The organism is Streptomyces sp. NPDC031121 (assembly GCF_055570615.1).
In genome coordinates this window covers 333,440-359,478 of sequence record NZ_JBVIGV010000007.1, presented here as the reverse complement: position 1 = coordinate 359,478, position 26,039 = coordinate 333,440, and the positions used below count along the sequence as shown (strand labels likewise).

Below are 26,039 nucleotides of genomic sequence, written 5' to 3'. Positions count from 1 at the left end.
GTGACAGGCGCCTCCCCGCATCGGGATAATGGATCTACCCCCGGAGCCAGAGCCGGATTGCTGCGACGGTCACGGTGCCCTGGAAGACATAGCCACGTTTGTCGAACCTCGTGGCCACGGCCCCGGAGTTCTTGAGGGCGTTGATCGTCCGCTCGACTTCGTTTCTGCGCTTGTAGATCGTCTTGTCGAAGCCGGTGGGTCGTCCGCCCTTGCTGCCGCGGCGTTGACGGTTGGCCCGCTGGTTCTTCGGCTCGGGGATGGTGTGCTTGATCTGCCGTCTGCGCAGGTAGCGGCGGTTACGCCGGGAGGAATAGGCCTTGTCGCCGCCGAGCTGATCCGGTCGGGTGCGGGGGCGTCCGCCGCCGGGCCGGCCGACCCGGATGCGTTCCATCACCGGAATGAGTTGCGGGGCGTCGCCCCACTGGCCGGAGTGATCAGCAAGGCCAGAGGGCGGCGCCCACCTTCCCCGGCGAGGTGAATCTTGCAAGTGAGGCCGCCCCGGGAGCGTCCGAGTCCCTCGTCGGGGCGGTGCTGCCGGGGCGTGCGTCTTTTCCCGGCATCCGCGGTGGTTTCTTGCGTGCTCCGGCGGCGTGCTGGTGGGCCCGGCAGGTAGTGGAGTCCACGCTCACCATCGACCAGTCGATGCGACCCTCGGCGTCCGCGTCGGCCAGGACGGCCGCATAGATCTTGTCCTAGGTGCCGTCCGCCGACCAGCGTCTGTGCCGCTCGTACACGGTCTTCCACTTGCCGAACCGCGCAGGCAGATCCCGCCACGGCACCCCAGTCCGGTTCCGATACAGGATCCCGTTGACGATCTTGCGGTGACTGGCCCAACGCCCACCTCGCTGCCCGGTCTTGGGTAGATGCGGCTTCAGTCGGGCCCATTCCTCGTTTGTGAGATCTCCCCGCCCCATGGACATGTCAACGAGCCGGAGCGCGAGAAGTCACATGATCCGCCGGACAGACCCTAGACGGCCGGGGCGGCGTACAGCCGACCAAACGACTTTGGGCCCCCGGTCACTGACCGGGGGCCCACGGCTTTCTCGCGGCCGCTCGATTACCTCCCCGTCTCCGCGGCTTCCGGGCGGGACGGATCGCATCCAGGGCAGCCAGCATCACGGTTTCCGGAGTGGTGCCGGTAGCGGCAGCCTCCGCGACGAATGTGGCAGAGAACTCGGCGACCGCATCGGGGGGCATGATCCACGTCGGCGCAGCCGACTCGGGACGCTGTTCCGGGAAGAGACGGGCCACTGGAATTTTCCGCGGAAAATTCTCCGGCTTCGGCCGGCCCTCTCCGGGTGGGTGCCGCGGCCTTCGGCGGCGTGGGCTGTGCCTTTCGGGTTACGGCCTTGGCCTGGTCGTCGCGGAGCAGGTCCGCCAGTGCCTCGCGCTGCTCAGCGAGGGTCATGCCTTCGATGCCCTTGACCGACCCCAGATGGCGTGCGTCCCGGATAGCGAGCCCGTCAGCTCCCCGGGCCTTGGCCCGCACAGCCTGACGCAGATCCGGGTGGATCTTGAGCAGGTTCTTGCGGTGGCTGATCCAAGACTCCGACCAGCCCTCGGCGGCTGCCGCCTCCTTGGCTGTGGCGTACGTGGCCACGATGTCCATCACCGCCCGAGCCTCCTCGATCGGGGCCGCCCACTCGGCTCGAAGAACCGACGGCCCGCCACCCGCTATCGGACGCGTCCTTGCCACCCACGAGGCATACACCCGCCCAGCACATCACAAGGTCGGCCAAACCGCGGAGAACCGGCTGACTAGCCAGGTCAGGGCTTCTACGGCCGAGCGGCAACAGCATCGACGCCAGACTCCCGCAGCTTGCGGGCCAGGAACTCCATCTCGGGCATGGTGCCTGAGTGGGCTCCCGCCAAGACCTCCCTCAGTAGGGTCTTGACTTCCGCCAGGCCCATGCCAAGTTCTGCCCGCAGAACCCGCATGATCGCAGCGTTCCCCGCTGATGGATCCACCTGAAGGCGGGCTGGTCCCCGCTCGGAGAGCAGCCGACCTCGTAGTTCGGAAGGCAGATCACCGCCGCAGTCAGCCATCGCAAACCCGCAGGCTGAACACCTGGACTCCGTGTCCCAGCGCAAGGAGCCGTGGACCAGGGCTTGGACGCCCCGACACTCCAACTCTGCACCGCAGTCCTGACACCCAGCTGAGTACCTGATGGACTCGAAGACCGCCTGATCCATACCCACCCCTTCAGGGAATCGAGGTTAGACGACAGGCTGAGCTCATGCGATACGAGGAGAAGGCGAAGCTCACCGCCGCGAGAGTCCTGGTCCCGGTGGCCGTCCTCCTCGCCTCACCCGTGCTGCTCATAGCCGGAGGACCGGTCCGCCGCCGATACCTCCGCTACGTCTACCGAGAGGAGGCCCCAGCGACCCTGGACAAAGAGCAGGGCCGAATCAGTGTCCACTGGTTCGTGGTCACGAGCCCGCTTCTTGCATGGCTCTGCTGGCCCACAGAAGCACTCGCCCGGCTCATCTCGCGCCGACGTTAAACAACACGCTCGGGAGTCGAGCCATTCGTCGCTGTCGGCTCAATTCTGGTCCAGAACTGACGTAGCGTTCGCTGCATGAGCACGTCACCTCCTCCTTTTTCCTCCGGCCCGTACGGCCCCCCGCAGCAGCCCCATCCGTACGGTCAGCAGTCCTACGGTCAGCCTCCCCTGCCCTACACACAGCAGCAGCCCTACCCCGCACAGGCAGCCTGGGGGCAGCCTCCGATCGGGATGCAGCCGCAAGCCCGCCGGTCCGGCAAGCCCGTATGGATAGGCCTGTCCACGGCCGTGGCGGTCCTGGCGGGTCTATTCGTGCTGAAGCACGCTTCCCAGGCCGCAAATCACGCAAGTGGGGCCGGGTTCCCGGAGGCCAAGCACAAGATCACTATTCCCGGCACCCTGCTGAACGGCCAGTACCAGCTGGACGAGGATCTGTCTCAGACGGCGGGCAAGCAGGTGATCGACGGCACCTACGACCCCAAGACCCGCAACCCCCAGGCCGTCGCGGCCCGGTATACGGCAGACTCACCGACACAGCCCGGCGTCCTCGTCATCTCCGGAATCTACGGCCAGCTCAAGGACCCCGCAGCGTCGCGAAAGAAGATGATGGCCGGCGCGGCAAAGAGCGAGAGCGCAAAAGTGGCGGTTCCCGCCAGGGACGTCACGCCTCCCGGCTCCGACACCACACTGTCCTGCCAGGTGCTGACCACACGCCAGGGCGGAGCCGAGACCATCCTGCCGATGTGCGCCTGGGCCGACGAGAACACCGCCGCCTCCATCGGGGTGGCCACCGCCGAAATCTCCCAGCAAGCCCCCGACTCCGTCGACCTCACCCGCATCGCGGAAACCACCCTGAAGGTACGGGCAGAAACCCGCCAGCCGATCCACTGACCCGGACAGCTCCGCCCTGCTGCAGGGCCGAGCCGTCCGCCGTGCCGGAGGACGACACGGCGTGCCCAGGGAAGACAATCAGGCGGCTGATTCTTAGTGGGCGGTTCGTGAGTCTTTGAGTGGATCTGCTATCGCCTGATGGTGTGGCGGCGGGGCGGAATCTGCCGGTCCGCGGTTGTTGATCTGGTGATGCGACCGGGTGGGTGAACGCAAGCCGTATCCGAGTGACTTATCGGACGAGCGGTGGTCGTTGATCGAGCCGGTGATCACCGCGTGGACGAACCGGCACCGCTCGGTCAGCAGCCACCAGAGCGCCTACGACATGCGGGAGATCGTGAACGCGATCCTCTACCAGGGACGGCCGAGGGAGCGCGTCGACGAGGCGGGCCGGCTGGCCTGGTACACGCGCAGCACGGTGTGGGGCACGACGACGTGGGCGGCTTCGAGCACCGCCTACACGCCGATCCGCTTCCCCGGACAGCACTTCGACCCGGAGACAGGCCTTCACTACAACCGCTTCCGCTACTACAACCCCGAATCGGGCCGTTATGCGTCCTTGGACCCGCTGGGGCTGTCACCAGCGCCGAATCCTGCGGCGTACGTCAGCAATCCGCACAGGCTGGCGGACCCGATGGGGCTGTTCTCGTGCACGGACGCCCGGAACCCCATGGACTACATGGAGGACAACGCGATCCCGGCTGGGCACCCGGTCACTCACGGCCCCACGGCGACACTGATCGGGTCCGACGGGGCGAGCACGCGCAACTTCCAGAACGTACTGAATGCCGGCGAGCACGATGTCGTGGCCCACGGTAGTAGGGACGGATGGCTGGAGATGCCCGGCGGCAACGTCAACGCCGGTCAGATCGTGGACGCCGTCAGGAACAACCCCCCTACAAGGGGGGCCTCTGCGGCTCATGGTGTGCCACTCAGGATCCGACACCGCCTGGACAGCACAGAGAATTGCCAACGAACCGGGAACCACGGTGCGGGCGCCCACAGACAGGGCTGGAACCAGCCCGCTGCTGGAGCCGGGACAGACCCCTGTGGTGGACAACGGCGGCTACTGGAGGGTGTTCCTCCCGATGCTTGAAGGGTGACCCCGATGGAATTGATTGGCTTCTACCGCGAAATGCAGCCCGAACCCCGGGACGTTTTCAGCGAGTCCCTCCGGGACCACGTGAGGAGCAGCGCCGGGTATCCGAAGACGGAGGTCACGAGGTACCTCGAATCGGGGCATCCCATCTTCGACGTCATGGAAGCGACGCGGGATGTCCTCGAAGGATCGTTCACGGTACCCGGCGGGTCCTCGCTGCTGTCCGACGGCCGGTTCGTATGGCGCGTCGATCTGGCCCGGTACGTCGACTCCTACACTGTCGAGCTACCGCGGGAGTTCGTTTCCTTCGCCGCCGGGAACGGATTCTCCGTACCTGCCCCGGACTACGAGCGGCTGCTGGGCATCTCCGTGGCCGCGACACGGGCGCTCGGGTTCCGTGTCGACAAGGGCGCTGAGCCAGGTGGTGGCGTATGACGGGGTGACACCGGCTGCGCGGGCGGCGGAGGTGTGGTGCGCCGCTGTCGTTTCCGTGGGAGCGCCGTCGACAGAGACAGTGCTGCCCGGGGCCGTGATCTTTCGACAGGGTGCAGGCGAGGCCCCCTTCCAGGGAGCTGCGGGTGTAGGTTAGCCGTCAAGCCGTGGGGTGTTCGCCGGCCCATCGCGTCCGTTGAAGCTCGTCCGTCCCCCGGCCCTGGACCTCGCTGACACACCAGGAGTCACACGTCGCCCAAGAAGCCAGGCTCGGACGGCCCCATCTGCCGGGCGAAGTCCGCTGCGACTCCGAGCACCTCGCGCATCGGCACAGGTCGCCGGCTCGTGGCCGCGAGATCGGCGTGAGCTTCCTCGGACCACAGGAACGGATACACCGAAAGACCCTGCTCGAAAGCCAGGGCCGCGGCCTCCTCACGCCAGCCGGGCCAGCGCATTCCGTCATAGAACGTCTCCAGCCTGCCCGAGAGCAGCCAGGAGACCCACCCGGAGTGGCCCATCTCCATCGCCTCCCACTCCAGAGTGTCGGGAGCGAAGTACGTCATCTGGCCAGGATCCCCAGGACGCCCCGCGGCCGCGGGATCGCCACCATTCAACGCGAAGACGCCTCCGACAATGTCGTGGCCGACGACAAGACCGGTCGCGGGCTGCCAACCAGGATCGAATTCCTTGGGGAAGCGGTTGACCTGCCCCAGACTCGGGAGCCGCGCATCCGCGGCCGAACAAAAACCTCCGCCGTACATTCTCAGCCACCCGTTGTCCACGAGCAATCCGCCGGTGTGCAGCGCCAGTGCACCCAGCAGCGATCGCCCGGTGACCTGCATCTGCAGAAGGCATCGGCGGCCCTCGTTGATATCTCCGGGCAGCACTTGAACCGGCACGGAGCTCGCCCTGAGAACCCCCTGCAGCTCCGGCCACGCCGGATCGTCCACATTGACCAGCTCATCGATGCCTCGCATCCGACGATGGTCGCACTCTCCGGCATCCGCTCATCGTGTGGGCTGGACCGTGCTCACCTGCGGGCCGGGCCGATGGGCCGGGCAGCGTACGTCTCGTATGGCACGGCCGTGCCGTCGGCGGCAGGTTGGTCGGTGGTGCCTGTGCGGGTGAAGCCGGCCTTGGCCAGGACGCGGCCGGAGGCCGGGTTGTCGGGGTGGTGCATGGCTTCCACCCGGTCCAGGCCGGCGGTGGTGAAGGCGAAGACGACGACCTGCTGGGCGGCGTCGGTGGCGTAGCCGCGGCCTCAGGTGTCCTCGCGCAGGATGTAGCTGATGGTTCCCATGACGGGCGAGCGTCGTCGCAGGGCGATGAGGCCGATCATCTCGTCGGCGGCGAGGATGCCCCAGCTCCACTGCGCCCTCGGCGTCTCGGCCGCCCGGGCAAGGGCGATGAGGATCTTCTCCTGGGCCTGGTCGAGTGGGAGGGTCCTGCCGGTGGTGTAGCGGACGGATGCGCCGCCTGTGGATGCGGGTGAGGGCGGGGGCGTCGTCGAGGGTCAGGGCGCGCAGGGTCACCATGCTGCGATCAATTCCTTGGCGGTAGGGCGGTCGGCGGGGTTGGGGGCCAGGCAGGCGGTGATAATGGCTTCGAAGTCAGGGAAGAGCCAGGGGTGTACGTCGGCCAGCGGGGTGGTGCGGCCGGTGGCGATGACGGCCAGCTTGTCGAGGCGGTCGAGGCTGTCGTTGTAGGGGACGGGGCGGTGGCCGGTCCAGCACCAGAACAAGGAGGCGCCCAGGCTCCACACGTCAGCGGCCGGTTCCGCCTGAACGTGTGCGTCCGGCGGGGTCGCGAGGACGGCGGCGGCGATCTCGGGGGCGGTGGTGTGGGTCAGGGCCCCGCGGTACGGCAGGCGCCCATCGGGTTCGGGGCCGCAGGCGAGGGCGTAGTCGATGACCTCGGCGCGGCCGCCTGGAGTGATGAGGGTGTTGGTGGGCTGGACGTCGGCATGTGCCCATCCGGCGGCGTGCATGCCGGCCAGGTGCTCGGCCCAGGTACGGGCGATCTGCTGGAGCCAGGGCCTGACCGAGGGCCGGTCGCCTTCGGGGCCGCGGGCCAGGGCGAGCGCCCGCCACAGCGGGACGCCGTCGACCCAGCGGACCGCGAGCCACCGGCCACCGTTCCAAGGGCCGGCGTCGACGCGGTAGCCGGGCCGGATCGCCCCGGCCGCGGTGAGGCGGAGGAGGTGCTCGTCCTCCTGGGCCATCTCGGCGGCCTTGTCCCGGGCGGTCGCCTCGTCGGGACTGTTCGCCTTCACGGCCACAGCTCCCCGAGTCCCCTGGATCTTCCAGGCCCGGGAGCCGCGCCGGTCACTCAGGAGGCTTGCGGTGAGGGGTTCGCCGAGGTGCTCGGTGAGGCGGGTGAGGGCTTGGCCGGGGGGAGGAAGCGTGTGGCCCATGTCTTGATCTCCTTCCACTGGTCGGGGACGTGCTCGAGGAGGTCGCGGCCGTCGTCCTCGGCTCCGGCGAGCGCGGCCGCCAGGTCCGGGGTCGCGGCCAGGAAGCGGGGGTCGCGGCGGCGTACAGCGGCCCTCACCGGGAGGAACGAGACAGGGGCAGCCGGGATCCGGTCGCCGGCCCGGGTGGTTTCCTCCTCGCCCGCGTGGAACTTGCCGAACATGATCCCGACGGGGCCGTAGAGGTTCTTCAGAACCCAGTGCGGCCAGGCCAGCAGGTCACGATGCCGGGCCCCGGGGACCTCGCCCAGGAGGACGATGTTCTCGCACCGCAGGCCGCCGTGCGGCCGGCTCAGCAGAGGGCGCAGCCACTCCGCGGCCTGGACACCAGCGTGGAACAGCTCTGCCTCGACCGCAGCCGGCTCGCCATGGGCCCGATACACCGTCCAGGTCGTCAGGCCCTGCTGGAGGGACGGAGCCAGGTACGGGCAGTGGGCGGTCATCTGCCGCACGTACGCGCTGATGTCGATGAGGGTCGGGGCGGGGGTGCTGGCTTCGACAAGGCGCAGCGCCCCGGTCGTGGGCCGGGGCGCTGGCGTGGTGTGGCCGGTCACCGGCGGGCGGTCTCCGGCTGGTCGGGCACGACGTCGTCGCCGTCGCCGCCGGCGGGGCCGCAGTCCCACTCGGCGACCACGGTGCCGGTCTCGCGGTAGCGGGCGACGGCGCCCTGGTCGACGGTGCCGTGGGCGTCGGTGAACCAGATGTCCGGCAGCGGCCCGTACGCGGCCTCGTAGGCGGCGACCCAGGCGATCGGGCCGCGGCCGTTGTTCGCGACGTGGCGAATCGGCTGGCCAGCGGTCTCCTGGCACAGGACGTCGTAGGCGGGGGTGCCGAGCATGTCGTGCCAGGCGGCGTCCACGGCCGGGGAGAACATCTCGGGCGCGGACTGGCCGTCCTTGAAGCGCTGGCCGGTGATGGTCAGGAAGCGGCGCAGCTCGATGGTTGCGGTGGTCACGATGGTGCCCCTCTCGGTGTCGAGTGGTGCTCGCCCGGCCCGGCCGGGCCGGCCGTCGTGCAGTTCGACGCCGCGCACCCGAGGATCCCCAGGTCTCGTCCGGGTGCGCGGCGGGTTCACAGGGCCCTGGCGGGCGCGGATACGGCGGCTTCGGTGAGGCGGTCCAGGCGCTCGTAGAGGGCGCGGATGAGACGGGCACGGCCCTGCGCACACAGCAGCGTGCCGTCCGGGGCAGCGGACAGGCGCCGGTCGGCTTCGTCCAGGACGACGTCGGCGAGGGCGCGGGCGGTGTGGTCGGCGGGCAGCTGGTCGGCGGCGCGGCGGACGTCGGCGGCGACCGCGCGGGCGGCGCCGGTCAGCTGCAGCGCGATCTGGTGGAGGTCCGCCGGCTGTAGCCCGGTCTCGCTGGTCCAGCCGAGGACGGCCTTGGCCAAGCGCTCGTGGGTGCTGCGGTCGAGGGGGAGTTCACCTTCGAGGAGCCCTTCGGGGTCGTGCAGGGCCAGGTGTCTGCTGCTCATCAAAGCCTCGCTGGGGCGGTCGCGGGGTGTGCGGCGGGGGCGGGCAGGGCCTGGCTGCCGTCATGCTCTTGGTTCTCGCGCTGCTGGGCGAGGAAGCGGGTGTAGCCGCGGTCGGCGCGGGCGAGCAGCGCAGGGGACGGAACGCCGTACCGGGGCTTGGGAGCGGTGGTGCTGTTCGTGCGTGCGCGCATGAGGCACCGCCCTTCCGGTTGTGGCCCGTCGGTGCTTCGACGCTACGGACGGCGCGGGCCGGGCCTCAAGAAGGTTGCGGATAGTTGCGCGGATTCACTCCAGGGCGTCGGCGGCGGCCCGGATGAGCGCGCGGGCGGCGTCGCCATGGACGGCCATCTGCGCCAGGCCCTTGAAGGCTTTGGCGTAGTCGGCGAGTTCGCGGGGCTGGCGGACGTTGATGCCGGCGGTGAGGGTTTCCACCACGGTGTGCCGGTCGTCGTAGAGGTAGAACGCCTCCAGCGGCCACACCCTGCGCGGGACGCCGAGCGGGATGATGCCCAGGGAGACCGACGGCAGTGGCATCACGGTGAGCAGGTGCTGCAGCTGGCCGGCCATCGTGGCGGGCGTGCCGATCCGGGTGCGCAGCACCCACTCCTCGATCAGGACGACGAAGCGGTGGTCGCCCTCGTAGAGGAAGCGGGAGCGGGCAAGGCGTGCGGCGACGGCCTCGGGGATGTCGTCGGGGGTGCCCTGGAAGTCGGTGATGGAGCGCATCAGGGCTTCGGCGTAGTCGGCGGTCTGGAAGAACCCGGGGATGACGTTGGAGACGTACGCGCGGCAGGTGCGGGCGGCGGCGTTGCGGGCGAGGACGTCTTCCTGGGCGCGGCGCATCCCGGCGCGGTGCTGGCGGCGCCACTCCATGTACATCGAATCCACCGCACGGGCGGTGGCCACCAGGTCCGCCGCCTGGTCCTCGGCGTTGCAGGCGGTGCACCAGGCCCGGATGTCGGCGTCGGAGGGCGCGGCCTTGGCGCCGAGGATGCGGGAGGTCTTGGCCTTGTCCCAGCCGCATCGGCGGGACAGCTCACGCCCGTTGATCCCGGCGTCCCGCATGAGGTGTCCCAGGCGCACCGCGAGCGCTTCGCGGGCGGCCTGGACGCTGGACGACGGGGAGACGGGCATGAGACAGGGCTGTCCTGGGGTGAAAGAGTCAGGGGGTGTACTTGACGTGCGGGATGGCGCGCTCCCACACGGTCTCGAACGCGGTGCGGCACAGCGCGGCAGCTGCCGGATCAATGGTGCGTTCGCGGCCGTCCTTGGCCCAGTCGCCGGTGCCGGTGAAGTGGTGGAACTGCACCACCGTGTCGTCCAGGAGCCAGAAGTCGTTTCCGGGCAGCGCGATGGTGCTCGCCTCGCGGCGGGGCAGCCAGCGGACCTGCTCGCCGGCCTGCAGGTTGAGCTCGGTGATGGCGTGCTCGTAGCGGATGTAGTCGGTGACCGGCTCGGAAACGATCCGCGCCCGGCGCATCACCACCCCGCGGCCCACCGCCTCCCGCACCAGCGGCATCCACTGCGGCCAGAACGAGCGGCCCGGGTCCAGGTTCGGGACACCGGTGCGCAGGAAGGTGGCGAAGTCGTCGGCTTCGTCGCCGACGGCGTAGCTGTCGCGCATCTCCAGATGGACGGCCGTGCGCTCGGTGGCGGCCAGGAGCTCAGCGAACGTCGCGTCGCGCAGCGCTAGCGCGTTCAGCGGCATCGCACGCCTCCCTCAGGATCGGAACCATCCGGCCCGGAATGCGGATCACCCGCTCGTGCGCGGGGATCCCCTTCTTGTGGCCGGCCACCCACTCCGTTCCACCGACCAGGGCGGTGAGGAGCTCGTCGGCCTCCTCGCCCTGCAGGACCAGGTCCGCGGACTCCTCCTCGACCCAGACCGTCGGTGATCCCTCACCTCCGGTGTTCGGGTCCATCCCGACGAACCGTAACTCCATGATGGTCTCCCCTGTCGAGCTGGTTGCGGATGGTTGCGCACAACGACCGTCCCGCAGGCGCGGAGAGCCGGTCAAGAGGGCGAGGAACGGCAGAGGGCTGACCCACGGGTCGCGGGAAGGGCCAGCCCTCGCAGGTCAGTTCCTTCCGACGGGGCGAGCGTCCAGCGTCGAACGCAGGCGCCCCGCAATGGGCTGGTACCGCTGGACGAAGCTGGAGTCCTTCAGCTGGTCGGCCTCGGGCAACTGCCTGTGCGGGTGAGGCCGGCGACCAGCGAGCGACCAGCCCAAGGGGCGCAGTCCGGCACGGTCCATGTCCCGGTCGACGCCCGCCAGGTAGTCCGCGTCGACGGGCAGCTCCCCGTTCGACTGCCAGATCACCCCGTCCAAGGCAATGGGGAGGTGCGGGAATCCGAAGAGGAAGTCCAGACAGCGCTCGCGCAGAACCGCCGCGCTCTGCTCGGGACTCAGCGGCACGCCCCTTTCTCCGGGGCCGGGGAGTGCGGTCCTGCAGTCGGTGTCGGGGAAGATGCGTGACCATGGGGGGCGGTCTTGCCGACGTCCATCCCGAGGAAGACGCCTATGCCTTCGGTGTCTAACATCGCGCCCTTCCGGAGGTGTTGACCGTGCCGGCCTCGGCAATGGCACCGTACTCGCGCATCCACGTTATGCAGACCTGCCGCCCGCAGGCTGCCCGGCATTGCGCCGGATCGGGCGGTGGTCGGGTCTCTCATCAGCGTCTCCGACGGCACCCCACGGACCCGGCGACACCACCCCCCAGGTCATCCGTTCGACAGAGGGGACACAGTCATACCGGGCCCGGAGGCCAGCGGCCCCATTGCAGGACCGCGAAAAACATAACGGGGGGTGCCGGTGTCGAGAACATCCGTATCCCCTCCGGGCTGTGGCGCCCCGCGCCAGGGGTTACATCCGCCGGACGGGCGAGCGGGGGCGAGTACGGCGGACGGGGCCGTCGTTGCGCAGCAGGGGGAGAGAGACTCCTCGACTCCGTCGGGGGGGCGCCTCGTCGGGAGGTACCCCACCAGGTCCCGCAGCCGCGGTCCGGGCCCGCGGCCGCGGCTCGGCAGCGGTCTGCGCCGCCCGGGTGCTGGGCCCGGTCGAACAGCGGGGGCTATTCGGGGCAGGGCGGTACCTCTACGTCGAGTCGGGGCGCGGAGGCCACCGCGGTGCGGAAGACGCAGCTGGTCGGGGGACGCGAGGTTCGGGTGTGTCGCTTCCTTTGTCAGTGGGCGGTGAAGCCGCCGTCCACCGTCAGGACGGAGCCCGTGACGCGGCGGGAGTCGTCCGTGGCCAGATAGAGGGCTGCCGCGGCGACGTCCTCGGGCTGCATGAGGGTGTTCATGGGCTGGGAGCGCACGAAGATTTCCTCGTGTTCGGCGACCGGGACGTCCAAGGAGCGGGCGATCTCGGCGAGCATGCGTCCTTCCGCCTGGTCGTCGTCGCGGACGGAGCCCGGGCAGACTGCGTTGACGCGGACCTTGTGGGGGGCGTAGTCGAGGGCGGCTGCCTTGGTCAGCCCCACCAGGCCGTGTTTGGCGGCGACGTATCCGGCGAAGTGGCGGTAGCCGACCAGGCCGGCGGTGGAGGCGATGTTGATGATGCTGCCGGACTTCCGGCGGACCATGTGGGCGCCTGCTGCGCGGATCAGGCGCCACGCGCCGGTGAGGTCCACGTCCAGCATGAGCTGCCATTCCGGCTCTTCGATCTCGTGGACCGGGCGGCCGGAGGGGGCGGCTATGCCGGCGTTGTTGACCAGGACGTCGAGGCGGCCGTAGCGGTCGAGGGTCTTTGCGACGGCGGTTTCGACCTCCGCGGTATGCCGTACGTCCGCCTCGAGCACCAGGACGGCCGCTCCCAGGTCGCGGCACAGGTCGGCCGTGTGGTGCAGTTGGCTGGCCGATCCCAGGGGGTACGGGACGCCCGGCAGGTCGCGGGCCACGTCCAGCAGGACGAGGTCGGCACCCTCCCGGGCGAAGGCGTGGGCGGTGGCCCGGCCCAGACCGCGGGCCGCGCCGGTGACGAGGGCGGTCTTGCCGGTCAGGCGGCCGGTCATCGCGTCGCCACCGAACCCTCCCGGAGGGCGTCGGCGATGATCCCGAGGAGGTCCTCCGCACTGTCGGTGAGGTACATGTGGCCGCCGGGGAGTTCCGCGCGGTCGAAGCCGGCGGTGGTGGCCTGCGCCCACTGGGCGGCTTCGTCCGCGCTGACCAGGTCGTCGTGGGTGCCGCGCAGGGCCGTGATGGGTGCGGGGAGGGGTCCCGGGTAGGAGGGGCGGTAGTTCTCGTGCATCTCCACGTCGGCACGGAGCAGGGGGACCAGCAGTTCGAGCATCTCCTCGTCCTGCATGGCGTCGTGGGTGTAGCCGGCGAAGTCCTGGATCCGGGCGAGGAATTCCTCGTCGCTCAGGCCGGTGGCCCGGCGGGCCCGGGGCTTCCACGGTCCGGCCGATCCGCTGACCAGCAGCCGCTGGACGGGGAGGCCGCCGCGGTCGGTGATGCGGTGCGCCAGTTCGTAGGCGAGGACCGCGCCGAGGCTGTGTCCGAAGACAGCGATCCGCTCCTCGCCGTCGAACTGGGGCTCCAGCCAGGCCCAGGCCTCGTCCATGGCGGCGGAGGCGTCGGTGTGGGCCTCGTCGAGGAAGCGCTCCTCGCGGCCGGGCAGCTGGACGGCCGCGATGCGCAGGCCGTCGGGGGTGAGGGGCTGCCACTTGCGGAAGAAGGATGCGCCTGCTCCGGCGAAGGGCAGGCAGACCAGGACGGTGGGCTCGATGGGTTGCATGGGGTACCTCTGGTAGGGGTCTGCCGGTCAGTGGTGGGCGGCGTCGAGGTCGAGCACCAGGCGGTCGAAGCCGCGGAAGGTGCGGTTCTTGCGCCAGCTGATCTCCTTCACGGCTGCGTCGGGGAACCGCCGGGCGAACCTGGTGAGCAGCTGGGTGACGGTGATGCGGGCGAGCGGGGCGCCGACGCAGTAGTGCATGCCGAAGCCGAACGCGACGTGGTCGGAGCGGTCCGCGCCTTCGGGGTGGGGGGTCGGGGTGGTGGGCAGCTGCGGGGTGTCGAAGAGGTCCCGGCCGGTGAGGGAGACGAGGACGAGGTCGCCCTCGGGGATGGTGTGGCCGCCCAGTTCGGTGTCGGCGTTGGCGATGCGGGCGACGTGGCCGAGCGGGGCGTAGATCTCCAGGGCGCGTTCCACCACGTCCTTGGCGGCTTCGTCGGTGTCGGCCGCGGCGATCCGCGGGGCGAGGCCGTTGCCGAGCATGTACCAGAGGGCGAAGCCGATCAGGCCGACCGTGGTCTCCAGGCCGCCGAACATCACCATGGAGGAGGTGGCGAGGCGGTCCCATTCGCCGCCGCTGGCGCGGCTCCAGATGCTGTCCTCGTCGGGGGTGTTCTTGATGAACTCGCCCATCTCGCTGAGGGCGGCCTGGGCGCTGACGGCGCAGTCGCGCCGGTAGGAGGTGCCGAGGAAGTCGGTGAGCGCCTTGGCCCAGCGGTGCAGGGTGGTGTGGTCGCCGCCGGGCAGGCCCAGCAGCAGGCCGATGGTGCGGGCCGAGATCCGGTCGGCCAGTTCGGGTATGACGTCGAGGCTCGCCGATGCGGCGTAGGCGTCGAGTTCTTCCTCGACGATGACCTCGATGGTCTCCTCCAGCTTGCGGATGCGGCGGGGGGAGAACAGCGGCTGGACGGCGCGGCGGGCGGTGGTGTGCCGGCTGCCGTCGAGGAGGACGAACCACCGGCGCATCGTCTCGATGAGGTGGGAGCACTCCTCGTGCATGTCGGCGGGGAGGTAGCTGAGGTTGGCCGCCTCGAGGGTTTCGGAGGAGAGGCGGGGGTCCTCTAGGGCGGCCTGCGCAGCCTGCCGGCCCCATACCACCCAGCAGCCGAGCTCCTCGTAGTAGCGGACCGTGGAGGGGGTGGCGGTGTCGTGGGCGGTCGTCACGTTCTGTCCTTTTCCGGGGTGGCGGCGGGCCGGTAGCTGGTGGGGAGGTCGCGCTGCCGCCTCATCGGCCCGAAGGCGAGGATGAGCCAGCAGGGCGCCAGGAGCCCGGTCATGATCCACATGGCGGCGCGCGGCCCGAGGGCGTCGCCGAGGAAGCCGCCGAGCAGCGAGCCGATGGGGATGGTGCTGTGGTTGAGGACCATGGTGGTGGCGACGACCCGTCCCAGGAGGCGCGGCGGGCAGTAGGTCTGGCGGAAGCTGCCGAGGACGACGTTGCAGGCGGTGATGCCGGCGCCGAGCACGAACGCCCCGGCGGCGTAGAAGATCAGGCCGGCCCCTTCGGAGGTCAGGGGCATCAGCAGGGCGAAGGGGCTGGTGAGGAGCTGCATCAGGAGCATGCCGCGGCCCGTGCCGAAGCGCCGTCCGACGGCTTCGGCGAGCATTGCCCCGGCGATGCCGCCGATGCTGCCGGAGCTCAGCAGCAGGCCGACGGTGGCGGAGTTGACGCCGACGGTGCGCACGAGGAAGACGACTTGGACCGCCTGGTAGCCGAGCAGGGCCAGGTTGACCAGGGCGCCGTAGGCGACCATGGGGCGCAGGTAGCGGTCGCCGAGGACGAACCGCAGGCCTTCGCGTATGCGGGTGCCGAGGGGTTCGGCCTGGGTGTCGGCGGCGGGGGGTTGTTCCTTGGCGCGGATGGAGGTGAGGCAGAGGGTGGAGATGAGGAAGGTGACGGCGTCGAGGAGGAGGCCGGCGACGGCGCCGAGGAGTTGGGTGATGAGGCCGGCGAGGCCGGGGCCGGCGACGTTGGTCGCCGACTCACTGGCCTGGAGTTTGGAATTGCCTTCCAGCAGGTCGTGTTCGGCCAGGACGGTCGGCAGGTAGGCGTGGTTGGCGGTGTTGAAGAAGACGGCGCTGGTGCCCCCGGCCAGCGCCACGACCAGCAGGTGGGTGAAGGTCAGGGCGTCCAGCCAGGCGGCGAGCGGGACGCTGGCGCAGAGCGCCGCGGACACCAGGTTGCAGACGATCATCACGGGGCGCCGGCGCATCCGGTCCACCCAGGCTCCGGCGGGCAGGCCGACGAGGAGCCAGGGCAGCCAGACCGCGGCTGCCAGGACGCCGACCGCGGTGGCGCCCGTGTCCAGTACGGTCACGGCGATCAAGGGCAGGGTCACGGAGGTGACGCTGTTTCCGAGGGTCCTGGCCGTTTCGCCGGACCACAGCAGTCGGTAGTCCCGTTGGCGCAGCACCGAGCCGCGCGATGTCGTGTTCATGAGGGCGTGTCCGGCGTCCTTAGGGGCGGGTGACTGCGGCCGGGAAGGCGGGGGTCTCGTTGATCCGGTCGATCAGGGGGATGTCGCGGATGTCGCCGTGGCCGAGGACCCACATCAGGAAGCGCTCCAGGCCCATGCCGAAGCCGGCGGTGCGCATGGGGAGCTCCTCGCGCATGCGCACGTACCAGGCGTATTCCTGTTCCTTGACGTCGTGCATGGCCATGGATTTGCGCAGGAGTTCGGCGTCCGCGTGGCGCTCTCCGCCGCCGACGATCTCGCCGAGCCCGAAGAACAGGTCGGCGTTGCGCGCGGTCTGTCCGTTGTCGTCGCCGAAAGCCTGGTAGAAGGGCACGGCAAGGGAGTCGAAGTGGTGCACCCACACGAACTCGCTGACGCGCTCCATCAGCAGCCGTTCGCCCTTGCGGGTGAGGCTGCGCCAGGAGCCGGCGTCCTGGACGCATCCGTCGGTGTCGCCGACGATCCTTACGGCTTCGGCGAAGGTGAGCCGTTCGAACGGGGCGCTGTGGCCGGCCATGCGCTCCAGGTGGGAGATGTCTCCGCGGGCGGTGGCCAGCCGGTCGCCGTGCTGGTCGAGGACTGCGCCGGCCAGGGCCTTGACGTAGCCGTCGACGTAGTCGATGAGCTCTTCGAGGCCGCCGGGGATCTCGGCCTCGCTGTGGGTGTACTGGTTGAGGTGGGTTTCGTCGGGGGTTTCCCCGCGGTAGGACGGCTGGATGTCGTAGCAGCCGCCGGGTGCGAGCCGGCAGCCGTATTCGAGCGCGAACTGCATGGAGTCCGGCAGGTAGGTGTCGACGCCGAGGACGGAGACCGGGACGGGCTCGGAGTCGCTGCCGAGCGCGGTCGGGCAGGTCACCGTCCGGGTGGTGAGGGGGAACGGGAGGTTGCGCAGGCCCCGGCCGTGCGCGTAGTGGTCGGTGGCGGTGCGGACCGTGTGGAACAGGTCCGCGACCAGGGCGTACCAGGGGGAGCGCAGCGCCTGCAGGAAGGCGTCCGGCTCGTTGCTGCCGTAGAGGGACGGCGGCTGCAGGATCGACATGGTTCAGGACTCCTTGCTGCGGTTGCGCTGTTCGTCCGCGAGGGGCGGGATGTTCTGGTTGCGGTGCAGGACGTTGCCGGGGTCGTAGGTCTTCTTGACTGCGGCGAGGCGCTCGTGGCGGGCGGCGCCGTAGATCTCGCGGACCCGGCCTTCGCGCTCGTCCTGGAGGTAGTTGACGTAGGCGCCGCCGGTGCTGAGGGGGGCGAGCCGCTCGATGCTGCGCCGGGGCCAGCCGGTGTTCTCGGCGTCCTGGTCCGGGTCGGTCCACTGGGAGGAGACCGTGCAGATGTAGGGGGCGTGTCGGCTGGGGAAGGCGGAGTCCTCGTCGGGCACGTCCGTGATGGCTCCGCGCAGGTACTCGAAGTCGACGGAGGACAGCCAGGAGGGCATGTCGCGGGCGATGGCCACGAACGCGTCCGCCTCCTGCTGGGAGAGCTCGCCGAGGTAGCAGGACTTGGTGAAGTACCGGTTGCCGTGCGGCTCGCCGTGGTCGCCGAGGGCCTGGAGCTCCGCGTAGGAGAGCAGGCGGGTGAGTTCGGCTGCGGGCCGCACCTTCTCGAACAGGGGGGCGGTGTTCGCCGGGCCCTGCTCCGGGTCGCCGAACCAGGCCGCGGTCAGGAACAGGGCGCGCTCGCCGCGCAGGGCGGCCGGGATCCACTCCTGGTCGCCGGCGAACTTCAGGCAGCCGACGGCGTGCAGGTCGGTGTCCTGCTGCTCGGCGAAGGTGCGGTAGGCGGCGAGTGCGGCGGGTGCCTGTTCCAGCGGGTACACGCCGACGTGGTGGTGGACGGGGCCGACCGGCCGCAACCGGAGGGTGAAGCGGGTGACGATGCCGAAGTTCCCGCCGCCGCCGCGCAGGGCCCACAGCAGTTCGGGGTGGTGGTCCTCGTCGGTCTCGACCACGGACCCGTCGGCGAGGACGACTTCGGCGGCGATGATGTGGTCGCAGGTCAGCCCCCATTTGCGGGCGAGCCAGCCGTAGCCTCCGCCGAGGGCGAGCCCGCCCAGGCCGGTGTGCGAGACGACGCCCGCGGGGCAGGCCAGTGCGTGCGGCGTGGTGGCCGCGTCCACGTCGCGCAGCAGTGCGCCGCCGCCGGCGCGTGCGATCCGGGCCTCGGGGTCGACGGCCACGTCCGCGAGCGGGGAGAGGTCGATGAGCAGGGCGCCGTCCGCGAGGGAGGTCCCCGCCACGTTGTGGCCGCCGCCGCGGACGGTGACCTCCAGGCCGGCGGCAGCTGCGTGCCGCAGGGCGAGGGAGACCTCGGCGGTGTCGCGGCAGCGGGCGATCAGGGCCGGGCGGCGGTCGTGCATGCCGTTCCAGATGCGGCGGGCCTCGTCGTATCCGGGGTCTTGGGGGGACAGCCAGTGGGCGGGCAGTGGCGTGGTCGGGTTGTCGGTGTGCATGGGTGTCACTGGGCTCCTTGCGTGTCCGCTGCGGCGTCCCTGGGTGCGGGGGCGGCGGCCTTGAGAATCTCGGTGAGGGTGCGGGCGATGACCGCGCGGGGCTGCTCGGCCATGGCCTCCTCGTGGGCGCACGCCAGAGGGGTGACGGCCAGCGAGGAGACGTACGGCAGCCATGCCTCGGGGGTGGGGCCGTCGGCGTCGCGGCCTTCGGTGGCGGTGAAGAACACGGCCGTCCCGTCGAAGGTCTCGGGGTGCCAGGCGGCTGCGAGCCTGCTGCTGCTGACGCCGGCGTCGACCATGCGGTCGAACTGCTCGCGGGGCATCGGCAGGCGGCGTACGGCGTCGGCGCGCAGGGCTGCGAGCCAGCTGCCGAAGTCGGCGCTGTGGCCGGCCGGGTCCAGGGGTTCCCCGGCGAGGGTGGCCAGCAGGGCGTATTCGTCCCACTGGGCCTCGTCGGCGTAGTCCGGGTAGGGCCAGGTCTGCCCCGGGTAGGAGTCGACGAGTGCGAGCAGTTCGACCGTCTCGCCGGCTGCCCGGAAGCGGGCGGCGAGGGCCTGGGCGATGTTGCCGCCCAGCGACCAGCCGAGCAGCCGGTAGGGGCCTTCGGGCTGCACGGTGCGGATCTGCCGGGCGATCAGGTCGATGAGCGCGGCGAAGTCCTCCGGCAGGGGCGCGCCGGCGGTGAGCCCGGGTGCCTGGATGCCGTACACGGGCAGTTCGCCGGGCAGTTCCCGGGCGAGCGGCGCGTAGCTCCATGCCAGTCCGGTCGCGGGGTGCACGCAGAACAGCGGGCGTTGGCCGTCGCTCGTGGCGGGGGCCGGGGTGTGCAGCGGCAGCAGTACCTCGTAGTCGGACGCCTCGCCGCCTTGGGCGTGGAGGAGCCGGGCCGGGGTGGGGTGGCGGAACAGGTCGCTCACGGCGAGGCGGGTGCCGAGTTCTGCGCGGACCCGGGAGACCAGCCGCATGGCGAGCATGGAGTGGCCGCCGAGGGCGAAGAAGTCGTCGTCGACCCCGACCTCGGGCAGCCCCAGCACCTCGGCGAACAGGGCGCACAGGGCCTCTTCGCGGGGGGCGCGCGGCGCGTCGGCCGCGGTGGTGGCGGCCAGCGGGGCGGGCAGGGCCTTGCGGTCGAGCTTGCCGTTGACGGTGAGCGGCATCTCGTCCAGGACGACAAAGGAGGAGGGGACCATGTACTCGGGGAGCGCAGCGGCCACGTGGGCGCGCAGGGCCGTCGGGTCGGCGCCGGCGGCCGGGCCGTCGGGTACGACGTAGGCCACGAGCCGCTTGTCGCCGGGCCTGTCCTCGCGTACGAGGACGGCGGCCTGTCCCACAGTGTCGTGGGCCTCGATCACGGCCTGGACCTCGCCCGGTTCCACGCGGAAGCCGCGGATCTTCGTCTGGTGGTCGACGCGGCCGAGGAACTCCAGTTCTCCGGCGGCGTTCCAGCGGGCCAGGTCGCCGGTGCGGTACATGCGCGTGCCCGGCGCCCCGTAGGGATCCGCGACGAAGCGTTCCGCCGTCAGAGCGGGCCGCTGGGCGTAGCCGCGGGCGAGGCCCGCTCCGGCGACGTACAGCTCGCCGGGGACGCCGATGGGGACGGTCTGCAGCCGTGCGTCCAGTACGTACGCCCGTGTGTTCCACAGGAGCCTGCCGATGGGGGCGCGGCCGCCGGAGGGCAGGGATTCGGGCCGGATGACCGAGATGGACACGTCGTCGGAGCACTCGGCGGGGCCGTAGACGTTGGCGAGGGGGATGTCGGGGAACCGCTTGTACCAGCGGGTGACGAGGTCCGGCGGGAGTTCCTCGCCGTGGACGAGCATCCAGCGCAGGCCGGCGCAGTGCTCGGCGCTGCGGTCGTCGGCGTCCCACAGGTCGAGGAGGGCTCGCAGGACGGCGGGCACGATCTGGATGACGGTCACGCGGTGGGCCGCCACCGCTTCCACCATGGCCTGGGGGTCGCGGGCGGTCTCCTCGTCGAAGACGTGCACGCGGCCGCCGGCGAGGAGCAGGGTGAGCGTCTGCCAGATGGAGACGTCGAAGGTCAGCGGGGCGTTGAAGGCGATGGTGTCGGTTTCGTCGAGTCCGTAGAGGTCGATGACCGCGCACAGGTGGTTGGACAGGCCGCGGTGCGGGACCAGTACGCCCTTGGGGCGGCCGGTGGAGCCGGAGGTGAACACCGAGTAGGCGATGGCCTCGGGGGACGGGGCCGGGGCGGCGGGCGCGGCAGCCGGCGCCGCCTCCGTGTCGGGCAGGACCACGGTGACCGGGGCTCCGGTGCACGCGGCTGCGATGTCCCGGGCGCGGTCGGCGAGGGCGGGTGCGGCGAGCAGGTAGCGCACCTCGGCGTCGGCGAGCATCTGGGCGGCGCGGGGGACGGGCGTTCCCGGGTCGAGCGGCATGTAGCCGCCTGCGGTGCCCAGGGCGCCGACCACTGCGGTGACGAACCAGGGGCTGCGCTCGGACAGGACCGCGGTGAGCTCGTCCGGTCCGGCGCCCGCGGCGATCAGGGCCGATGTCACGGCGGCGGCGTCGCGGGCCAATTCGGCGTAGCTGCTGCTGCCGTGCGCATCGGAGACGGCGGGCGCGTCCGGCCGCTCGGCGGCCAGGGTCCGGATGCGGGCGGGCAGGTCGATGGGGCTTTCGGCGACGGCGGGCCCGTTCCAGTCGGTCAGCAGGCGCTGCCGTTCCTGGGCGGACAGCAGGTCCAGTTCGCCGATCGGGCGGTGCGGGTCGGCGACGGCTGCCTCGAGCAGGCGGACCAGGCGCTGTCCGAGGGCGACGACCGTGGCGTGGTCGAACAGTTCGGTGGCGTATTCGAGTACGGTGCGCAGCCCGGCGGGGCGGCCGGTGCCGTCGCGCCGGTCCTCGAAGTCCACGGAGAGGTCGAACTTGGCGGTGTCGGTGCCCAGGGGCGGCATCCGCACGCGGGCGCCGGGGAAGCGGAGGTCTTGGCCGATGAAGCCGTCGTCGAGGGCCACCAGTACCTGGAACAGCGGGTGCCAGGCCAGCGAGCGCTCGGGGTTGAGTTCCTCCACCAGGCGGTCGAAGGAGACGTCCTGGTGCGCGTAGGCGGCCAGGTCGGCTTCGCGGACGCGCGCCAGCAGGTCGGCGAAGCCGGGGTTGCCGGAGGTGTCGGTGCGCAGGACGAGGGTGTTGACGAAGAACCCGACGACGTCGTCGAGGCTCTCCTCGGCTCGTCCGGCGACGACGGTGCCGAGCGGGATGTCCTCGCCGGCGCCCGAGCGGGTCAGGACGGCGGCGACGGCGGCCTGGAGGACCATGAAGAGGGTGGATCCGGTGGTTCGGGTTAGGTCCAGGACCTGCTGGTGGAGGTCTGCGGGCAGGGTGAGCTCGACGGTGGCACCCAGGTGTCCGGCGACCGCCGGGCGGGGGCGGTCCAGCGGCAGCTCGATCTGCTGGGGCAGCCCGTCCAGGGTCCGGCGCCAGTGGGCGAGCGAGCGCTCGTGGGCCTCACGGCCCGGCCCCTCCTGGGTGCGCCGCTGCCACAGGGCGTAGTCGGCGTACTGGACGGGCAGCGGGGTGAACGCGGGGGCGGCGCCGGCCAGCCGGGCCTCGTAGGCGTCGGTGAGGTCGCGCAGGAGCGGGCGCATCGACAGGCCGTCGCCGGCGATGTGGTGGAGCAGGACGAGCAGCACGTACTCGCCCGTGCCGTCCTGCGCAGGGGTGTCGGCGGCCTCGAACAGCCAGGCTCGCAGCGGGATCTCGGCGGTCACGTCGAAGCTGTGGCGGGCGGCCCTGGCGATTTCCTCGTCGAGCGCGGCTGCGGGCACCCGCAGTTCGGTCAGGGAGGGCTCGGCCTGGGCGGCGGGCAGGATCAGCTGGTAGGGCTCGCCGTCGGGTGCGGGGAAGAGGGTGCGCAGGGCCTCGTGGCGGGCGAGTACGTCGCCGAGTGCGGCCCGCAGTGCGGTGGCGTCGACGCGGCCGGTCAGGCGCAGCGCGAGGGGGATGTTGTAGGTGGGGCTGGGTCCGTCGACCTGGCCGAGGAACCACAGCCGCTGCTGTGCGTAGGACAGGGGGATGCGCTCCGGCCGGTCGGTGGCGGCCGTGGGGGGGCCGGCGGGGGCGGCGGTGCCGTCGTCCGCGGCGAGGACCGCGGCCAGCGCGGAGGCGGTGGGCGCCTGGAAGAGGTCGCCGATGCCGATGCGGACTCCGAGGGCCGTGCGGGCCCGCGATACCAGTCGCATGGCGAGCATGGAGTGGCCGCCGAGGGCGAAGAAGTCGTCGTCGACACCGACCCGGGGCAGCCCCAGGACCTCGGCGAACAGCGCGCACAGGATTTCCTCGCGGGCGGTGCGGGGTGTGCCGGCGGAGGCGGCGGCGGCGTGCGGTGCGGGCAGGGCCTTGCGGTCGAGTTTGCCGTTGACGGTCAGGGGGAGGGAGTCCAGCGCGATGACGGACGAGGGCACCATGTAGTCCGGCAGGGTGCGCCGGGCGAGGTCGGTGAGGGCGGCGGTGTCGATGCCCCGGCCGGGGTCCGCGGGGACGACGTAGGCGACGAGGCGCTTGTCCCCGGGGCGGTCCTCGCGGATGACGGCGGCGGCTTCGGCGACCGAGGGGTGCTCGGCCAGTACGGCCCGGACCTCGCCGGGTTCGATGCGCAGGCCGCGGATCTTGACCTGGTCGTCGGCGCGTCCCGCGAATTCGAGTGCTCCCGCCGTGTTCCAGCGGGCGAGGTCGCCGGTGCGGTACATGCGGCTGCCGGGCGGGCCGTAGGGGTCGGCGACGAACCGCTCGGCGGTGGCGGCGGGCATGTTGAGGTAGCCGCGGGCCAGGCCGGGGCCCGCCAGGTACAGTTCGCCGGTTGCGCCGTGGGGCACCGGCTTGAGGCGGGAGTCCAGGACCATGGCGCGCATGCCGTCGAGCGGGCCGCCGATGGGCAGGGGCTCGGGCACGGGGCTGTCGGCGGGTACCGCGAACCAGGTCGCGAAGGTCGTGGTCTCGGTCGGGCCGTAGCCGTTGACGGCCCGCACGCCGGGGTGGGCGTCGCGGAGGCGACGCACGGCGGTGGCGGAGACCGCCTCGCCGCCCGCCCAGATCTCGGTGAGCGAGCCGAGGGCGTCGGGGGCCGCTTCGACCATGTGGTGGAAGAGGGCGGCGGTCAGCCAGGCGGCTTCGACCCGGTGGTGGGTGATGGCGGCGGCGAGCGTTTCGGTGTCGAGGTCTCCGGGGGGTGCGAGGACGCAGCAGCCGCCGTTCAGCAGCGGGACCCACAGCTCGTAGGTGGCGGCGTCGAAGGCCGGCGAGGAGTGGAGCAGGACCCTCCGGTGGGCCGCTGCGGCGAAGGCGCTGTCGGCGGCGAGCGCGGTGATGCCGGCGTGGGTGGCCATGACGCCCTTGGGCGTACCGGTGGAGCCGGAGGTGAACATGATGTACGCGAGCCGGTCGGCGTGCGCGGTCACCGCGGGGAGGGGCCCGTCCGGGACGGGGACCGGTCCGTCGGCGGCGTCGGCGCGGACCACGCGGACGCCGGGGCCGAGGCCGAGCCCGGCGGCGTCGTCGCGGTCGGTCAGCAGGACCCGGGCACCGGTCGCGGTGGTGATCGCCTCGATCCGCGAGGGCGGGTAGCGGCGGTCGAGGGGCACGTAGGCTCCGCCGGCCTTGAGCACGGCCAGTTCGGCGACGACGAGTTCGACGGAGCGGTCCATCAGGATCGCCACGGGGGCTTCCGCGGCGATCCCGTCCTGGCCGACGAGGCGGGCGGCCAGGGCGTCGGCGCGCGCGTCGAGCTCGCGGTAGGTGACCTCGCGCCGGCCGCAGACCAGGGCGACCGCGTCCGGGGTCGCTGCGGCCTGGCGGGCGAACAGCTCCGGCACGGAGGGTGCGGCCGGGGCGGCAGGGGCGCCCACGGCGCGTTCGGGCAGGGAGTCCGAGGTGCCGGCGGGCAGCAGTTCGAGTTCGCTCAGGCGCAGGCCAAAGCTGTCGGGCAGCTGTTCCAGGACCCGCAGCAGCGAGGCGACGAGCCGCTCCACGGTGGACCGGTCGAACAGGTCGGTGGCGTACTCGGCGAAGCCGGCGAGGCCCTGCGGTTCGCCTTCGGCCGCTTCCAGTTCCCGGATGTTGAAGCCCAGCTCGAACTTGGAGACCGAGGTGGGGACCTCGTGGATGCGGGCGCCGGGCAGGGAGGGCAGGTCGCCGGCGGCGACGGCGCTGCCGTTGAAGGCGAGGGACACCTGGAACAGGGGGCTCCAGGCGAGCGAGCGTTCGGGGTTGAGCGCTTCGACCACCCGGTCGAAGAGCACGTCCTGGTGGGCGTACGCGGCGAGGGCGCCGGCCCGCACCCGGTCGAGCAGTTCGGTGAAGGCCGGGTCCCCGGAGGTGTCGGTGCGCAGCACCAGGGTGTTGACGAAGAAGCCGACGACGTCGTCGAGGCTCTCTTCGGCGCGGCCCGCGACGGGGGTGCCGATGGGGATGTCCTCGCCGGCGCCGTACCGGGTCAGTACGGTGGCCAGGGCGGCCTGGAGCACCATGAAGAGGGTGCTGCCGGTTGCGCGGGCCAGGCCGGTGAGCCGGGCGTGCAGGTCGGCGTCGATGGCGAAGTCGACGCCTGCGCCGCGGAACGAGCGGGTGGCGGGGCGCGGCCGGTCGAAGGGCAGCGGCAGCTGCTCGGGGGCGCCGGCGAGGGTCCGGCGCCAGAACTCCAGCTGGGTGTCGGGGGTGGCGTCCGCGCCGGTTCCGCCGGTGGCTTCGGCGGCGTCGTGCTGCTGCACGCTGTACTGGGCGTAGCGCACGGCGAGGGGCGCGAAGCGGGGTTCTGTCCCGGCCAGGCGGGCCTCGTAGGCCTGGGCGAGGTCGCGCAGCAGGGGGCGCAGGGACCATCCGTCGCCGGCGATGTGGTGCATGAGGATCAGCAGTACGTGCTCGGTGCCGCCGGACTCCTCGGCGGTGAAGAGCCAGGCGCGCAGCGGGGCGTCGCTGGTGATGTCGAAGGAGACGCTGACGGCCGCCTCGGACAGGGCCCGGTCCAGGCCCTCGCGGCGGACGGTGGCCGTGGTGAGGGCCGGCCGGGCGTCGGCCGGGTCCAGCACGTGCTGGTACGGGACGCCGTCGTCCTCGGGGAAGACGGTGCGCAGGGGTTCGTGGCGGGACACCACGTCGGCGAGGGCCGCCTCCAGGGCTGCGGGGTCGACCGTGCCGTGCAGGCAGACGCCGAGCGGCATGTTGTAGCGCGGGTTGGGGCCTTCGACCTGGGTGATGAGCCACAGCCGCCGCTGGGCGGGCGACAGCGGGATCCGGTCGGGGACGGCCACCTCTTGCAGGGGCGTGGCGGGCGTGGCTGCGGCGGCGGGCTGGTCGGCCTGTTCCAGGGTGCGGGCCAGGCCCGCGGCGGTGGGGCTCTCGAACAGCTTGCGGATGTGGATGCGGACTCCGAAGACGGCCCGGATGCGGCTGATCAGCCGCATCGCCATGAGCGAGTCGCCGCCCTCCTCGAAGAAGTTTCCGTCGACGCCGATCCTCGGTACGCCCAGGACCTCGGCGAACAGGCCGCACAGGATCTCTTCCCGCGGGGTGCGGGGCGC

The 26,039-nt window shown here is 71.4% G+C and carries 19 protein-coding genes and 3 pseudogenes; 3 read left to right on the top strand and 19 right to left on the bottom strand.

Features of this window, described 5'->3' with window-relative positions:
• Positions 1-34: 34 nt before the first annotated feature.
• Positions 35-914, bottom strand: a pseudogene (locus ACZ462_RS15850) (IS5 family transposase).
• 1,665 nt (positions 915-2,579) lie between these two features.
• On the opposite strand from ACZ462_RS15850, the gene ACZ462_RS15845 reads away from it, so the two are divergent.
• The 3 genes and pseudogenes from ACZ462_RS15845 (at position 2,580) to ACZ462_RS15835 (ending at position 4,926) form a co-directional block, all read left to right on the top strand.
• A complete protein-coding gene (locus ACZ462_RS15845; protein ID WP_467807718.1) occupies positions 2,580-3,395 on the top strand; it encodes a hypothetical protein in 816 nt (271 codons plus the stop codon).
• A gap of 355 nt (positions 3,396-3,750) precedes the next feature.
• Positions 3,751-4,045 (top strand): annotated as a pseudogene (locus tag ACZ462_RS15840) (RHS repeat-associated core domain-containing protein); the annotation flags it as partial.
• Between the two features lie 446 nt (positions 4,046-4,491).
• Positions 4,492-4,926: a hypothetical protein gene (locus ACZ462_RS15835; RefSeq protein WP_467807717.1), complete on the top strand. Its 435-nt coding sequence runs from the start codon at positions 4,492-4,494 to the stop codon at positions 4,924-4,926.
• 242 nt (positions 4,927-5,168) lie between these two features.
• On the opposite strand, the gene ACZ462_RS15830 is transcribed toward ACZ462_RS15835, so the two are convergent.
• From ACZ462_RS15830 to ACZ462_RS15745, 18 genes and pseudogenes are all read right to left on the bottom strand, one after another.
• Positions 5,169-5,900: a DUF2625 domain-containing protein gene (locus ACZ462_RS15830; protein WP_467807716.1), complete on the bottom strand. Its 732-nt coding sequence runs from the start codon at positions 5,898-5,900 to the stop codon at positions 5,169-5,171.
• A gap of 53 nt (positions 5,901-5,953) precedes the next feature.
• A complete protein-coding gene (locus ACZ462_RS15825; RefSeq protein ID WP_467807715.1) occupies positions 5,954-6,103 on the bottom strand; it encodes a hypothetical protein in 150 nt (49 codons plus the stop codon).
• Between the two features lie 348 nt (positions 6,104-6,451).
• Positions 6,452-7,336 carry a protein kinase domain-containing protein gene (locus ACZ462_RS15820; protein ID WP_467807714.1) on the bottom strand — a complete coding sequence of 295 codons (885 nt, stop codon included), beginning with the start codon at positions 7,334-7,336 and terminating at the stop codon, positions 6,452-6,454.
• Positions 7,252-7,947, bottom strand: a complete 696-nt coding sequence (locus ACZ462_RS15815; RefSeq protein ID WP_467807713.1) for a DUF6875 domain-containing protein — start codon at positions 7,945-7,947, stop codon at positions 7,252-7,254. The genes ACZ462_RS15820 and ACZ462_RS15815 overlap by 85 nt, the downstream gene beginning before the upstream one ends.
• Positions 7,944-8,348 carry a hypothetical protein gene (locus ACZ462_RS15810; protein ID WP_467807712.1) on the bottom strand — a complete coding sequence of 135 codons (405 nt, stop codon included), beginning with the start codon at positions 8,346-8,348 and terminating at the stop codon, positions 7,944-7,946. The genes ACZ462_RS15815 and ACZ462_RS15810 overlap by 4 nt, the downstream gene beginning before the upstream one ends.
• Before the next feature lie 116 nt (positions 8,349-8,464).
• Complete coding sequence (locus tag ACZ462_RS15805) at positions 8,465-8,866, bottom strand: DUF6415 family natural product biosynthesis protein (protein WP_467807710.1); 402 nt, start codon at positions 8,864-8,866, stop codon at positions 8,465-8,467.
• Complete coding sequence (locus ACZ462_RS15800; RefSeq protein ID WP_467807709.1) at positions 8,866-9,057, bottom strand: hypothetical protein; 192 nt, start codon at positions 9,055-9,057, stop codon at positions 8,866-8,868. The genes ACZ462_RS15805 and ACZ462_RS15800 overlap by 1 nt, the downstream gene beginning before the upstream one ends.
• Before the next feature lie 94 nt (positions 9,058-9,151).
• Entirely contained in the window at positions 9,152-10,000 is an 849-nt protein-coding gene (locus ACZ462_RS15795; protein WP_467807708.1) for a helix-turn-helix domain-containing protein, read from the bottom strand.
• 28 nt (positions 10,001-10,028) lie between these two features.
• Positions 10,029-10,574, bottom strand: a complete 546-nt coding sequence (locus ACZ462_RS15790; RefSeq protein ID WP_467807707.1) for a DUF6879 family protein — start codon at positions 10,572-10,574, stop codon at positions 10,029-10,031.
• Positions 10,531-10,809 (bottom strand): hypothetical protein, encoded by a 279-nt coding sequence (locus ACZ462_RS15785; RefSeq protein WP_467807706.1) that lies wholly within the window; start codon positions 10,807-10,809, stop codon positions 10,531-10,533. The genes ACZ462_RS15790 and ACZ462_RS15785 overlap by 44 nt, the downstream gene beginning before the upstream one ends.
• 135 nt (positions 10,810-10,944) lie before the next feature.
• On the bottom strand, positions 10,945-11,283 hold the full coding sequence (locus ACZ462_RS15780) for a hypothetical protein (protein ID WP_467807704.1): 339 nt from the start codon (positions 11,281-11,283) through the stop codon (positions 10,945-10,947).
• A 766-nt stretch (positions 11,284-12,049) separates the two neighbouring features.
• A complete protein-coding gene (locus ACZ462_RS15775; protein ID WP_467807703.1) occupies positions 12,050-12,880 on the bottom strand; it encodes an SDR family oxidoreductase in 831 nt (276 codons plus the stop codon).
• Entirely contained in the window at positions 12,877-13,605 is a 729-nt protein-coding gene (locus ACZ462_RS15770) for a thioesterase II family protein (protein WP_467807702.1), read from the bottom strand. Before ACZ462_RS15770 ends, ACZ462_RS15775 begins: the two co-directional genes overlap by 4 nt.
• Positions 13,606-13,632: 27 nt before the next feature.
• A complete protein-coding gene (locus ACZ462_RS15765) occupies positions 13,633-14,766 on the bottom strand; it encodes a cytochrome P450 (RefSeq protein ID WP_467807701.1) in 1,134 nt (377 codons plus the stop codon).
• Positions 14,763-16,040, bottom strand: coding sequence for an MFS transporter (locus tag ACZ462_RS15760; RefSeq protein WP_467807700.1), 1,278 nt, complete (start codon positions 16,038-16,040; stop codon positions 14,763-14,765). Before ACZ462_RS15760 ends, ACZ462_RS15765 begins: the two co-directional genes overlap by 4 nt.
• Positions 16,041-16,059: 19 nt before the next feature.
• Positions 16,060-17,097, bottom strand: a complete 1,038-nt coding sequence (locus ACZ462_RS15755) for an amino acid--tRNA ligase-related protein (protein ID WP_467807699.1) — start codon at positions 17,095-17,097, stop codon at positions 16,060-16,062.
• Between the two features lie 3 nt (positions 17,098-17,100).
• The gene (locus ACZ462_RS15750) at positions 17,101-18,501 is read right to left on the bottom strand and encodes an FAD-binding oxidoreductase (RefSeq protein ID WP_467807697.1); all 1,401 of its coding nucleotides are present in this window, start codon (positions 18,499-18,501) and stop codon (positions 17,101-17,103) included.
• A 5-nt stretch (positions 18,502-18,506) separates the two neighbouring features.
• A pseudogene (locus ACZ462_RS15745) lies at positions 18,507-26,039 on the bottom strand (amino acid adenylation domain-containing protein); the annotation flags it as partial.